Source organism: Plantactinospora soyae (assembly GCF_014874095.1).
GTDB classification, from domain to species: domain Bacteria; phylum Actinomycetota; class Actinomycetes; order Mycobacteriales; family Micromonosporaceae; genus Plantactinospora; species Plantactinospora soyae.
Genome location: NZ_JADBEB010000001.1, coordinates 6,189,737 through 6,202,767 on the forward strand (window position 1 = coordinate 6,189,737; position 13,031 = coordinate 6,202,767).

Genomic DNA, 13,031 nt, shown 5'->3' on the forward strand with positions numbered 1-13,031 from the left:
CGGCGTTGCGATGCGCTGTCCTGAGCCGACTGGTTCGCTCGCTGCGCTCGCTCATCGACCCACCTCGCTTCGCTCGGCGTTGCGATGCGCTGTCCTGAGCCGGTCGGTTCGCTCGCTGCGCTCGCTCATCGGCGCGGTCCCAGCGCCACCGGCCGGGTCCGGGCGTACCGGATCCGTCGCGCCACCGCCTGTGTCACTCCGAGCGCGAGTCCGGCGAACTCCGTGAGGTGGGTCAGGAACCGCAGCATTGCCGCGTAGAGCAGGAACCCCGGTCCGCGCTGGCGGAGCGCGAACGTCAGCAACTCCCGATCGGCGGCGAGGAACCCGGCGAGCAGGGTCAGCGGCACGGCCAGCAGCCAGAGCGAGGCGATGACGAGGGGCAGGGCGGCGACCGCCGACGCGCTGCCGAGCATGCCGGCGACGGACCCGAGGTCGATCCGGTGCGGCTCCCGCCGCTCCGGCCCGGACGCGGGAAGCGGTCCCGGAAGCGGCCCGGATGTCGGAGGCGGCTCCGCCGCCGGGCGCGGGCCGGGCGTCGGCGGTGGTGTCCACCGGGCCACCACGACCGCACCGGCATAGGTCCGTGCCCGGCGGAAGAGCTCGGAGAGGTACGGCCAGAGCCGGTCCACGTCGTCGTGCCGGCCGACCACCCGGTCACTCGTCCGGATCTCGTACGACGCCGGCAGGCGGGTGCCGAACTCCACGTCCTCGGCGTCGCGGAGCCGTTCGTCGAAGCCACCGACGGCGTCGAAGACGGGCCGGGGAACCGCGGTGAGTGCGAACATGGTGCTGGAGGTCACGCCGACGGCCTGGCGCCGCCAGAAGTGCTCGAACAGCGTCTTGTAGGACTCGACCGGTCCGTCCGCGAACAGCGGGTGCAGGTCGTAGATCCCCTGCACGACGCCGCAGCGGGGATGCTCCCGCAGTACCCGGAGCGCACCGGCCAGCGCGTCCGGGGCAAGGGCGATGTCCGAGTCGACGAAGAACAGCACCTCTCCGGTCGCCCGGGTCGCCCCGGCGTTGCGGGCTGCCGAGACGCCCCGGTTGGCCGGAAACGCGAGCAGGGTGCAGGGAAAACCGGCCACGATCTGTCGGGACCGGTCGGTGCTGGCGTCGTCGACGACTATCACCTCGGCCGGCGGGAAGCTCTGCGCGTACACCGCCGTCAGGCAGGCCTGGAGTGTCTTCTCCTTGTTGAAGTTCGGGATCACCACCGAGACCCGTACGGCAGGTGGCGGCGGTTCGTCATCGTGGTCGGGTCGGCACGTCGGGTCCCGCTCCGCGGCGGCGTACATCGGAGGGTCGTACGCCGCAGTGCCGGTTCCTCCGCTGCTGTGGGCCGCGCGGAGCAGGGGGAACGGGAGCCAGCCGAGCAGGGCGAGTCCGGTCAGCACGTACAGGTTGCTGTGCAGCAGGCCCCAGTCGTCGAAGTGGAGATCCTGGCCCCGCAGCCCCACCAGCACCCAGCCGGTGCCCGCCACGAAGACGAGCCAGGCCAGTCCCACGGCGACGAAGCCGATCCGGCTGCCCAGCCGCCAGGCCCGCCCGGCGAGCAGGACCAGGGCGGGTACCGCCCAGACCCAGTGGTGGTGCCACGAGATCGGGGAGATCAGCAGACCGGTCGTCGCGCAGGCCAGCACGCCGAGCAGTTCCTCGCCGGCCCGGGCACACCAGACCGCGAGGGCGAGTCCCGCCGCGCCGACCAGCGCCACCGGCAGCCACCCGAGGCGCAGGTCGCCGGAGTCGGTCAGCCGGGCCAGCGCGCCGGGCAGGGACTGGTTCAGGATCGTCCGTAGGTCGGCGGTGACCCGGGAGGTGTCGACGAGTGCGCCGGACCAGTACGCCGACGAGTCCGCCGGCCGCCAGAGGTACCCGACGGCGATGGTGCCGAGGAACCCGCCGAGCGCCGTCGCCGCGGCCCGTACCCGGCCGGTGGCGAGCAGGTACACCACGAAGACGAGCGGGGTGAGCTTGATTCCGGCGGCGAGACCGACCCCGAGGCCGTACCACCGGCGGCGTGGGTCACCGGTGAGGTCGACCAGCACGATCAGCATCAGGAACAGGCCGACCTGGCCGACCTGGAGATGCCCCGACACGGCGAACATCGGCAGGGCGGCGACCGTGCCGACCAGGGTCAGCGTTCCGAGACGCGGTTGCGGCACCCCGGTCGCCCGCAGCACCAGCCGGAGTACCGCCGCCAGCGCGAGCATCGAGCCCAGCGTCCAGATCCCGATCGCGACCTCCGGCCCGACGACCGCGAAGGGCTGGAACAGCAGCGCCGCGAACGGCGGGTACGTGAAACCCAGCTCGATCCCGTCCGCACCGCGCACGGTCAACTGGTAGAGGCTGCCGTCGCCATCGGCGGCGGCGGACCCGCCCGCCCGGTAGACCGCGAGGTCGCCCCAGTACCGGCCGGTGATCCGGTGCACCGCGACGGCGCCGGCGGCGACCAGTGTCGCGAGCAGTGCCACGAGGACATTGCCGGAAGCCGCGCCGATCCGGGGTCGCAGCGGCGCGTTCGTTGCGGTAGCGGACGCCATCGCCGATCTCCCTCCGTGGCCGGCGGGCACACGCTAACAATCGACCTACCACGATTTCTGGAACGTGTCTGGATTACCCAGCGTCCACGCTGACCGGCGTGGGTGGTACCGGACCTCGGCGATCTGGCCAGCCGGCGGACGTACCGGCGGTCGCGCCGGGGACCGGCCGGCCCGAATCCGCTGGGCGCCCGGATATCCGCCCGCGAACGGTCGGCGTCCGCCGCTGTCGAGCGGCCACGACACGGACACGGAAAGTAGTCAGGACCATCCGACCGTACGACGAAGCGGCGGGCCCGGGCGGGAAATCATTGACGCCGACAGGCCGACAGCTCCTCCTCCCTCCATGGTGGAAACGATGACGAAGCAGTGGGAAGGCTCGCAGCCGCCCCGGGTGATCGCGGTGGCCCGGTTCCTCGGGGTGCTCAGCGCGATCGGCGTGTTCGTCATCTACCTCGCCGGGCTCGCGGTCTCCTACCGGGCTGCGGGTGGCCTCGACGTGGAGGTCTCCGAGTCGCCGGCCTGGCTCTACCCCGTCGTGGTGGTCGGTCTGGTGATCGTCGGCAGTCTCGGCCTGGTGGCGGCCACGATCGATCCACAGCGGACCTCCCGGGTGTACCCCTGGCTGCTGGTCGGCATCGGCACGGTCACCCAGATCCTCTTCGGACTGGTGCTGACCGACCAGTCGCTCGACGCCCGGAACATCGCGGTGATCGTGCTGCCGCCGTTCACCGCCGCGCTCTCCATCGCCGAGTTCGCCCGCGAGCTGCGCAACCTGCTCCGCCCGCAGCCCTGACCACCGCGGGCGGCCCGGTCACTCCCGGTCGCCCTCCCGATCCCGGCGTACCGTCGTCTTGCGGCCCTTGATGGTGCTCTGGCGCAGCCGGGCGATCACCTCGTCGGCGGCCGACCGTGGCACCTCGACCAGTGAGAACCGGTCGGCGATCTCGATCGAACCGATCTCCCGGCCGCTGACCCGGGTCTCACCGGTGATCGCGCCGACCAGATCCTGCGGCCGGATTCCGGCCCGTCGTCCCACGCCGATGAAGAGGCAGGCCATGTCGCCCGGACGACTCCGACCGGCACCGGTACGTCGTTCGTCGCGGCCACCGTCCCGACCGCCGTCTCGGCGGGGCCGGCCGTCCCGGTCGCCCCGGAACGCCACCTGCGGGATGTCCTCCTCGTCGACCGTTCCGCCCGTCGACTCGTGCGCCAGCCGCACCGCGGCGAGGGCCACCTCCATCACATCGAACTCGTCGGTGAGGGTCTCCACGATCACCCGGAACGGCTCCAGGTCGTCCTCCAGGAGGCTCTCGTGCAGCGCGGCCCGGGTCATCTCCAACCGCCGGGTCCGCAGGTCGGCCACGGTCGGAATCTTGTCGATCGAGATCCGTTGACCCGTGGTCCGCTCGATGGTCTTGAGCATCCGGTGCTCCCGGGGCTCCGCCAGGGTGATCGCGATCCCCTGCCGGCCGGCCCGACCGACCCGGCCGATCCGGTGCACGTACGACTCCGGGGCGGACGGCACGTCGTAGTTGACCACGTGGGTGAGCTGCTCGATGTCCAGCCCCCGGGCGGCCACGTCGGTCGCCACCAGCAGGTCTGCGGTGCCCGCCCGGAGCCGTCCCATCACCCGGTCGCGCTGTTCCTGGGTCATCCCGCCGTGCAGAGCCTCGGCCCGGTAACCCCGGCCGTTCATGGTCTCGGTGAGCCGGTCGACCTCCTCCCGGCTCCGGCAGAAGACGATGGCGGCGGTCGGCGCCTCGACGTCGAGGACCCGGCCGAGCGCCGCCGCCTTGTGCGACCGCGCGACGACGTACGCGGTCTGCCGGACCAGGGGTGCCGTACCGGAGGGAGCGGGCTGCCGGCCGATCTCGATCCGGGCCGGGTCACGCAGGTGCTGTCGGGCCATCCCGTCGATCCGGCTCGGCATCGTCGCGGAGAACAGCACCGTCTGCCGCTCTTCGGGCACGTGCTGCAGGATCGCCTCGATGTCCTCGGCGAAGCCCATGTCGAGCATCTCGTCCGCCTCGTCGAGCACCACCGTGGCGAGGCTGCCGAGTCGGAGCGTGCCCCGGGAGATGTGGTCCAGCGCCCGCCCCGGGGTGGCCACGACGACGTCGACGCCGCTGTCCAGTACCCGCAGCTGCCGGGCGATCGGCTGTCCGCCGTAGATCGGCAGCACCCGTACGCCGAGATCCCGGCCGTACCGGTGGATCGCCTCGGAGACCTGGACGGCCAGCTCGCGGGTCGGCACCAGGATCAGCGCGTTCGGCTCTCCGGAACGGCGGTCCGCCGGCATCCGCTGCAGCAGTGGTAACGCGAAAGCGGCGGTCTTTCCGGTTCCGGTGGCCGCCTGCCCGAGCAGGTCACGCCCGGCCAGCAGCGGCGGGATCGCCTCCCGCTGGATCGCGGTCGGCTCCTCGTAGCCCAGGGTGCTCAGCGCGTCGAGGAGTTCGGCCCGTAGCCCAAGGTCGGCGAAGGTGCCGGTGTCGTCGTCGGTGCCGTCGGGGCTCGTGGTGTCCACCGGATCGGGTTGTGCACTTTCGGAACTCATACCGCCAGCCTTTCACCACGCCGAACCGCGCGGCTCAGCGACCGGCCATCCGGGCCTTACCGGAGGGTGGTCCGGGGCCCGCGCCGGCCGGCCCGACCCGACCAAACGGCCGGTGTGACCGGCGGATCGGCGCTGGCCGCGCGCCCTGTGTCCGGCTGCCGCTCCGTTCGGGGCTGCTGAAATCGGTAACTTCACCGTAACTTCACCGTCCCTTGACGGGCCTTCACCCCGCCTCGTGGACTATGCTGCCGGCAGAACCAAGTCGCCCGTAGTCATGGAATACAACGCCGTATTGGTCAGGTGCTGGTGTATGAGTGATCGCCGTAAGGACCAGAGTGACAGGTCCGGGACCGAGTCGGGCGGATCCGCCCGGGCACTGGGAACCCGGGACCGGCTGCTTCGCGCGGCGATGGATCTCTTCGCCGAACAGGGCTACCGGAAGACCACCATCGGGGAGATCGAGGCGCGGGCCGGGCTGGCACCGAGGTCCGGGGCGCTCTACCAGTACTTCGCCAGCAAGGAGGAGGTGCTCCGGGCCGGCATCGAGCGGCACATCGAACAGCTGAGCGTGCTCACCTCCGCGCTCGACCTGCTGCCGCTGGCCGACCTCCGGTCCGAGATCATCCTGCTCGGGCGGTGGAACCTCCAGGACCTGAACCGCCGGGAACCGCTGTACCGGCTGGTCCGGCAGGAGGGGGAGGTCGTACCCGGGCTCCTCGACCAGCTCCGGGAGGCCGTACACGACAATCCGCACCGGCGGATCGCGGAGTGGATCAGCCGCAGCGCCGAGGCCGCCGGCTCCACGCGGGTGGACGCCGAAGCGCTGGCCCTCATCGTCGCCGGCTCGATGGGGCACTACCGCACGCTCGAATCGATCTACGGCCGTAAACCGCTCGACATCGACGACGAGCGGTTCCTTGCCACCTGGGTCGAGGTGTGCATCGCCATCGCCCAGCACTTCGGCCTCGACGCCGCCCGGGACAGCACATACGGCCGCAACGGCTTTCCGCGTCCGGACCAGCCCAGGAGCGCCGGGGGAGAGGACTCCTCCCATGCCCGAGACACCTGACGCCAGGTCCCGTGCCCGGCGGGTACTCGCCGTCTGTTCCCTCGCCGCCTTCATGGCCTTCCTGGACGTCACCATCGTCAACGTCGCCTTCCCGGACCTCCAGCGATACTTCCCCGACGTACGCGAGGACGAGCTGTCCTGGGTGCTCAACGGCTACAACGTGGTCTTCTCCGCGGCGCTGGTCCCGGCCGGTCGGCTCGCCGACATGGTGGGCCGGCGGCGGCTGTTCCTGATCGGGCTGCTCCTGTTCACGGTCGCGTCTGCGGGCTGCGCCGCGGCGCCGTCCGTCTGGTGGCTGATCGCGGCCCGCGTCGTGCAGGCGATCGGCGCGGCGGCGGTGATCCCGAGTTCGATCGCCCTGCTGCTGCACGAGTACCCGGCGGAGCGCCGGCTCGCCGCCACCTCCATGCTGGGCGCCTGCGCCGCCGCGGCGGCGGCCTTCGGCCCCACCGTCGGCGGCGTGCTGATCGAGGTGCTCGACTGGCGGCTGGTCTTCCTGGTCAACGTGCCGATCGGGGTGGCCACGATGCTCTGGGGCGCCCGCGTGCTGCGGGAGTCGGCGGACCAGCGCCGGGGCCGGATGCCCGACCTGCTCGGTGCCGCCGCCCTCGCGCTGGGGCTCGGCGGGCTGGCGCTGACGATCACCAAGGGCAACGACTGGGGCTGGGCCAGCCCCCGTACGGTCGGCCCCTTCGCCGGGGCGCTGGCCCTGATCGGCCTGGCGCTCTGGAGATCCGCGCGACATCCGGCGCCGGTGCTGGAACTCGGTCTGCTCCGGCTCCGTCCGGTCGCGGCCGGCAACGCCGCCCTGGTCCTGTTCTCCATCGGGATCTACGGCAAAATTCTGGTAGATGTGCTCTATCTCAGTGATGTGTGGCATTTGCGGCCGGTGTTGACGGGACTGGCACTCGCGCCCGGTCCGCTGATAACCGCCGCCTGTGCGCCGTTCGCCGGCATGCTGGCCGACCGATTCGGGGGAAAACGGATCGCCGGTATCGGCGTGGTGGTCTACGGGCTTGGCTGCGTATGGTTTGCCACAGTTCCGGGAGTTGAGCCCAATTATCTGACTGAATGGTTGCCAGGCTCGTTTTTCACGGGTATCGGGAACGCGATGGCTTTTCCCGTATTGACCGGAGTTGCCGTTGCGTCGCTCCCGATCTCCCGGTTCGCCACCGGCAGCGCGGTCAACGCCACGGCCCGGCAGGTCGGGGCCGCGCTCGGGGTCGCGGTCGTGGTGGCCATCCTGGGACCGCTCGGTGGACTGGAGAGTCGGGACGCCCTGCTGCGCGGCTTCTGGTGCACGGGCGTGGCGTCCGGACTGGCGCTGTTCGCGGTGCTGGCCCTGCGTGGACGGTCGGCCGTGCTGCCGGTCGTAGCGGGCCCACCGCTGCCCGCGCCCACCGCGCAGGACCGGGTCGGCTGAGCCCGCCGCCAACCCGATCCAACCTCATCCGACCCGACCCGACCCGACCCGACCCGACCCGACCTGATCCGACCCGACCCGACCCGACCCGACCCGACCCGACCCGACCTGATCCGACCCGACCCGACCCGAAGTGATCCGACCCGACCCGACCCGACCCGGGACCTGGCCCGGCGGCGGTGACCTCAGGCGCCGACCAGCAGGGTCAGCGCGGCCAGTACCGAGATGAAGACCGCCGCACAACCCGCCGCCACCGTGGTGATCCGGCGGTTGACCAGCTCGCCCATCAGCGACGCGTCCCGGGTGAAGAAGACCAGGGGCCAGAGGGCGAACGGGATGCCGATGCTCAGCGTGACCTGGCTGAGCACCAGCGCCCTGGTCGGTTCCATGCCCAGGGCCAGGATGCCGAGCGCGGGCACGATGGTGACCAGCCGACGTACGGTCACCGGGATGGAGCGGCGGAGGAAGCCGGCCAGGATGACCGAGCCGGCGTACGTGCCGACCGAGGAGGAGACCAGCCCCGAGACGAGCAGGGCCAACCCGAAGCAGGCCGCCGCGAGCGCACCGGACCGCTCGTCGAAGAGGTGGTACGCCGCCTCGAGTTCGGTGACTCCGCTGCCGGCCAGGCTGCCCGCCGCGATCGCGATCAGCAGAACATTGGTGGCACCGGCCACCAGCATCGCCGCCACCACGTCGATCCGGGTCGCGGTGAGCAGCCGGCGGCGGGCCGGAACGGTGCGTACGACGCCGAAGCGGTCCCGGATCAGTGCGGAGTGCAGGTAGATCGCGTGCGGCATGATCGTGGCGCCGAGGATCGCCGAGGCGAGCAGGATGCTGCCCCGGTCCGGCAGGCCGGGAAGCAGGCCACCGGCCAGCCCCCGGGCTGAGGGCTCGGCGGTGACGGCCGCGTACCCGAAGCCGACGAAGATCAGCGCCAGCATCGCCGCGGTGAGCCGTTCGAAGCTCCGTTGGCCACGCCGGGTCTGCACCAGCAGCAGGACGAACGCCACGGCTCCGGTCAGGAAACCGCCGGCCAGCAGGGGCACGCCGAAGAGCAGGTAGAGGGCGACGGCACCGCCGAGCACCTCGGCGACGTCGGTGGCGACGGCCACCACCTCGGCCTGCCCCCAGAGCAGGTAGACCACCGGCCGGGGGAACCGCTCGCGGCAGAGTTCCGGCAGGGTACGACCGGTGGCGAGGCCGAGCTTCGCCGACAGGTACTGGGTCAGGACGGCGAGCAGGTTCGCGAGCACCACGACCCAGACCAGCTGGTACGCGTACTGCGAGCCCGCCGAGACGTTCGTCGCCACATTGCCGGGGTCGACGTACGCGATCGCCGCCACGAACGCCGGACCCAACCGAATGACCAGGTGTCCGAGGGGCATCTTGCCGGTAATGGACGAGTTCAGCTTCGATGAAGAACGGGCTACATTACTCTGGGCGCTCGACCGGGTACCATTCTGTGACCGCACCGTGCCTCCAGTCTGCGTAGGTACGCATCCCCCAGCGGGTAAATCGCTAAGTTTCACAACTCGCCTGAGGGCCCTCAATACGGACGTTGTGACTACTCACCGCTTTGAGGTTGCTGCTCATATTGTTGACTTCATGTAGTCGTAGTTTGTACGCTTCGACGCTGTCAAGGCTTTAGATTCCCGGCTGATTGGCCGCATCGGCTTGACTGATCAAGTTGCTTGTTTGGGGGCCACATGCGACTTGCACCGCAATCTCCGTTTAGCACCGCCCCCGTGCCCGCTGCCCCGGCCCCGGTCCAACGCGCGGTCGTCGGGCCGGGCGCCGTCGCCGCCGTACCGGCCGAGGCCGAGGCGATCTGCGGGATTCCGGCGTCGGAACTGGACACCCTCCTGGTCGTCGGGCCCGGGTTCGACACCCGCCCGTGGGCCGAGCGACTGGTCGCCGCGCTGCGCCCGCTGCCGATCCGGCGGTACGTCCAACCAGGCCCGGCCACTCCCGCTGGCGTGCTGCGCCTGGCACGGCTGCTCCGGGACGACCGGCCCGGGATCGTGCTGGCGGTCGGCGGCGGCACCGTACTCGACACCGTGAAGGCGGCGGTGGCGCTACAGCCGTACCCCGACCTCGACGAGCGCGACGTGGCGCGCGGTTGCGACGACCCCGAGCCGCGGCGGCGCTGGCGGACCGGGGTGTGCACCCGGCCGGCGGTGGTCGCGGTGCCCAGCACCCCGGGCACCGGAGCCGAGGCGACCCCGTTCGCCACGCTCTGGGACACCGCCGGTGGTCGGAAGCTCTCCCTGACCGGTCCCGAGTTGCTGCCCGGGGCGGTGATCCTCGATCCGGACCTGCTGGTGGGGCTGGACCGGACCGTCCTGGTCGGCGCCGTGCTGGACACGATCTGCCAGGGCGCCGAGGCGGCCTGGTCGATCCGCTCCACCCCGGCGTCGACCGCCTTCGGCCTGACCGCACTCGGCACCGCCGCAGGGGTACTGGACCGACTCGTCGCCGGGCGGCTGGACGACGCCGGGCGGCTCGCCCTGCTCTTGGCCGGTCACCACTCCGGTCGGGCCATCGCCGCCGCGCCGACCTCGTCCTGCCATGCCATCTCGTACCCGCTGACCCTCTGGCTGGGGCTGGCGCACGGGCACGCGTGCGGGGTGAGCCTGCCGAGGCTGCTGCGTCACAACGCCGATGTGACCACGGCGGACTGCGCGGACCCCCGGGGCGTCCGGCACGTCCGCGCGGTCGTCGACCGGATCGCGGTGGCCCTGGCCGCCGACGCGGTGCCCGGGACGGGCGGAACCGTCGCCGCCCGGGCCGGAACCGTCGCCGCCCGGGCCGGTGCCGCCGCCGCCCGGGTCGAGCGGTTGCTCGCCGGGGCCGGCCTGGCCCCCCTCGACGAGTTGCCGGTCGACGCCCACGATCTGGCCGTCGAGGCCCTCAACTACCCCCGATGCCACGACAATCCGCGCCGGCTGGACGTCCCCGTCCTCCGCCGGCTCCTCGGCACTCCGCTGGGACTGGAGGAGTCATGCTCGTAGACCCGTTCAAGGTCGCGCACTGGATGAACGCCCGCAAGCACACCTCGGCGCAGGTCGCCGAGCTGGCCGGGATGCCCGGGGGAGCGTTGACCGACCTGCTCGGCGGCGGCGTCGCCGAGGTCGACGACGCGCTGCTGGGCCGCATCGCGCTGGCGCTGCGCGTCGACCCGGCCCAACTCTGCGCCCAGGGCGCCCGGGACCTCACCGTGGTGCACCAGTCGGCGGACGGGCTGGCCGCGACCTGCCGGCCGATCCAGCGCGACGGCATCCACTTCTACAACTACTACTCGATGGCGGCGCCGCCCGGCCGGGTGGCACCGGTCATCCTCGACATCCTCTGCCCGGCCGACCGGCTGCCCGCGCTCAACAACGGGCACCTGGAGCCGGCCATCACCGTCAACCTGGGACCCGGCGACATCCACGGCCGCTGGGGCCGGGAACTCACCCCGCAGACCTGGCAGGTGCTGCACGCCAACCCCGGCGACGACCCGTGGATCGTCGGCGACTCGTACGTCGAACCGTCGTACTGCCCGCACAGCTACTCGCTCGCCGGCACCGCCCCGGCCCGGATCGTCTCCTACACCGGACAGTCGAACATGGCGCCGGTGATCGAGGAGGCGAACGCCTGGTCCGACAGCGCCTACGCCCGGTACCTCGAACTGCTCGACGGCGGGCTGCCCCCGGGTGACCTGCTGGACCTGCTGCTGGCCCGGCGCGGTCACCAACGGTCCTCCGCCGCGGCCGCGATCGGCCTCGACCCGGCGGCGCTGGACAAGGCGATCAGCGATCCGGTGGCCGGGATCCCCGTGCTCCGGGCCCTGGCCCGGACCGTGGGACTGGACTACCGGCTGCTGCTGCCGGCCGAGCGGAGCCACGACGAGGTCGGCAAGTCGTACCGGGACGTGCCGGGCGCCCGCGCGTCGCGCCGACGGCTCGGCCCGTACGAGGTGGCGTCGATGGCGAGCGCCCCGCACCTGCCCGACCTCACCGGGCTCTACCTGCTGGTCGACTCCGACGGGTCCGAGTCGCCCGGTGCCGACCTGGTGGAATCGGCGGAGTCGCACTACTTCGTCGCCTCCGGTGTCCTCACCCTTGACTGGGACGACGCGCAGGGGCAGCGCCAGCGCACCACCCTCACCGCCGACGGCTCGGCGTGGGTCGGCCCGTTCGTCCGGCACCGCTGGTCCGGCGACGGCGCACTGCTGAAGTTCGGCTCCGGGTCGCACGTCGGCTATCTCGACCTGGTCGAACTGACCAACACGTACGCACCGGCGGCCACCGCCCGGCGGGGCCGCCGCGACCTGTCCAGCTGGGGCTACGACGAGGGTTAGGAGGCAACGATGCGAGTGGTCTACACCGACCCGGCCTGGGCGCTCGACGCCCGCGGCCGACCCGATCCGAGCCGCGCCGACCTGGAACGCGGCATCCTCGGACCGGAGGTCAGCGTCGAGTTCGGTCCGTTCGAGAGCGGAACCGACCCCGGTCCGGCCGATGGTGCCCAGGTCGGACCGAGTGCCGACGGCGGCTTCGTGACCTGCGGCGACCAGCTGTTCGAGGCCGCCCGGGGGGCCGACGCACTGGTCATCTACCGGTGCCAGGTCACCTCGGAACTCGTCGAGGCACTCCGACCCAGCTGCCGGGTGGTCGCCCGCAGCGGCGTCGGCTTCGACAACCTCCGTCCCGACCTGCTGGCCACGGCCGGCATCTACGGATTCAACGTGCCGGACTACTGCGGTGACGAGGTGAGCACCCACACCGTGGCGCTGCTGCTCGGCCTGGAGCGGCAGATCTGCGTACAGGACCGGCTGGTCCGGGACAACCGGTGGGGGATCCACCGGGGTGGCATACCGCGCCGCACCGCGGAGCGTACGGTCGGGATCGTCGGTTTCGGCCGGATCGGCCGGGCCAGCGCCCGCAAGCTCCAGCCGTTCTACCACCGGGTCCTGGCCCACGACCCGTACGTGGCGGCCGACCTGATGGCCAGCCACGGCGTCGCCCCGGTTCCGAGCCTCCGCGAGTTGTTCGCCCGGTCGGACGCCGTGGTGATCCACGCGGCGCTGACCCCGGAAACGGACGGGCTGGTCGGCGCGGCGGCGCTCGGGGCCGCCGGCCCGGGAAGCCTGCTGGTCAACACGGCCCGGGGACGACTCGTCGACACCAAGGCCGTGCTCGACGCGCTCGACACGGGCCAACTCGCCGGCTTCGCCTCCGACGTCTTCGCGCCGGAGGACCCGAACGCCTCACCCACCGCCCGCAAGTTGCTCGCCCGGAACGACGTGATCGTCAGCTCCCATCGCGCGTTCCTGTCCGCCGAATCCGAGTTGAGCCTGCGCCGCCGCATCGCCGCGGGCGTCCGTGCGGTGCTCGTCGACGACGCGCCGCCGCCCGAGGGACGGCTGGCGTGAACACCACCGGTCGCCACCCGCAGCCAGCT

The 13,031-nt window shown here is 71.9% G+C and carries 9 protein-coding genes; 6 read left to right on the top strand and 3 right to left on the bottom strand.

Going from position 1 to position 13,031, the window contains the following annotated elements:
* Positions 1 to 125 precede the first annotated feature (125 nt).
* Entirely contained in the window at positions 126 to 2,540 is a 2,415-nt protein-coding gene (locus H4W31_RS43170) for a glycosyltransferase 87 family protein (RefSeq protein WP_225945704.1), read from the bottom strand.
* Between the two features lie 355 nt (positions 2,541 to 2,895).
* Between H4W31_RS43170 and H4W31_RS26985 the strand changes: the two genes are divergently transcribed.
* Positions 2,896 to 3,333: a hypothetical protein gene (locus tag H4W31_RS26985; RefSeq protein WP_192769201.1), complete on the top strand. Its 438-nt coding sequence runs from the start codon at positions 2,896 to 2,898 to the stop codon at positions 3,331 to 3,333.
* A gap of 18 nt (positions 3,334 to 3,351) precedes the next feature.
* On the opposite strand, the gene H4W31_RS26990 is transcribed toward H4W31_RS26985, so the two are convergent.
* Entirely contained in the window at positions 3,352 to 5,094 is a 1,743-nt protein-coding gene (locus tag H4W31_RS26990; RefSeq protein WP_192769202.1) for a DEAD/DEAH box helicase, read from the bottom strand.
* Positions 5,095 to 5,404: 310 nt separating this feature from the next.
* Here H4W31_RS26990 and H4W31_RS26995 point away from each other — a divergent pair, with 310 nt between their 5' ends.
* Complete coding sequence (locus H4W31_RS26995) at positions 5,405 to 6,163, top strand: TetR/AcrR family transcriptional regulator (RefSeq protein WP_192769203.1); 759 nt, start codon at positions 5,405 to 5,407, stop codon at positions 6,161 to 6,163.
* The gene (locus H4W31_RS27000; RefSeq protein WP_192769204.1) at positions 6,147 to 7,586 is read left to right on the top strand and encodes an MFS transporter; all 1,440 of its coding nucleotides are present in this window, start codon (positions 6,147 to 6,149) and stop codon (positions 7,584 to 7,586) included. The genes H4W31_RS26995 and H4W31_RS27000 overlap by 17 nt, the downstream gene beginning before the upstream one ends.
* 185 nt (positions 7,587 to 7,771) lie before the next feature.
* Here H4W31_RS27000 and H4W31_RS27005 read toward each other — a convergent pair whose 3' ends face one another.
* Positions 7,772 to 8,971, bottom strand: coding sequence for an Nramp family divalent metal transporter (locus H4W31_RS27005; RefSeq protein WP_192769205.1), 1,200 nt, complete (start codon positions 8,969 to 8,971; stop codon positions 7,772 to 7,774).
* Positions 8,972 to 9,331: 360 nt separating this feature from the next.
* On the opposite strand from H4W31_RS27005, the gene H4W31_RS27010 reads away from it, so the two are divergent.
* Genes H4W31_RS27010 through H4W31_RS27020 form a run of 3 tightly spaced genes read left to right on the top strand, consistent with a single transcriptional unit; the run spans position 9,332 to position 13,002 of the window.
* The gene (locus H4W31_RS27010) at positions 9,332 to 10,597 is read left to right on the top strand and encodes an iron-containing alcohol dehydrogenase (protein WP_192769206.1); all 1,266 of its coding nucleotides are present in this window, start codon (positions 9,332 to 9,334) and stop codon (positions 10,595 to 10,597) included.
* Positions 10,588 to 11,928 (top strand): histidine kinase, encoded by a 1,341-nt coding sequence (locus tag H4W31_RS27015; RefSeq protein ID WP_192769207.1) that lies wholly within the window; start codon positions 10,588 to 10,590, stop codon positions 11,926 to 11,928. The genes H4W31_RS27010 and H4W31_RS27015 overlap by 10 nt, the downstream gene beginning before the upstream one ends.
* Before the next feature lie 9 nt (positions 11,929 to 11,937).
* On the top strand, positions 11,938 to 13,002 hold the full coding sequence (locus tag H4W31_RS27020) for a C-terminal binding protein (protein WP_192769208.1): 1,065 nt from the start codon (positions 11,938 to 11,940) through the stop codon (positions 13,000 to 13,002).
* Positions 13,003 to 13,031 lie beyond the last annotated feature (29 nt).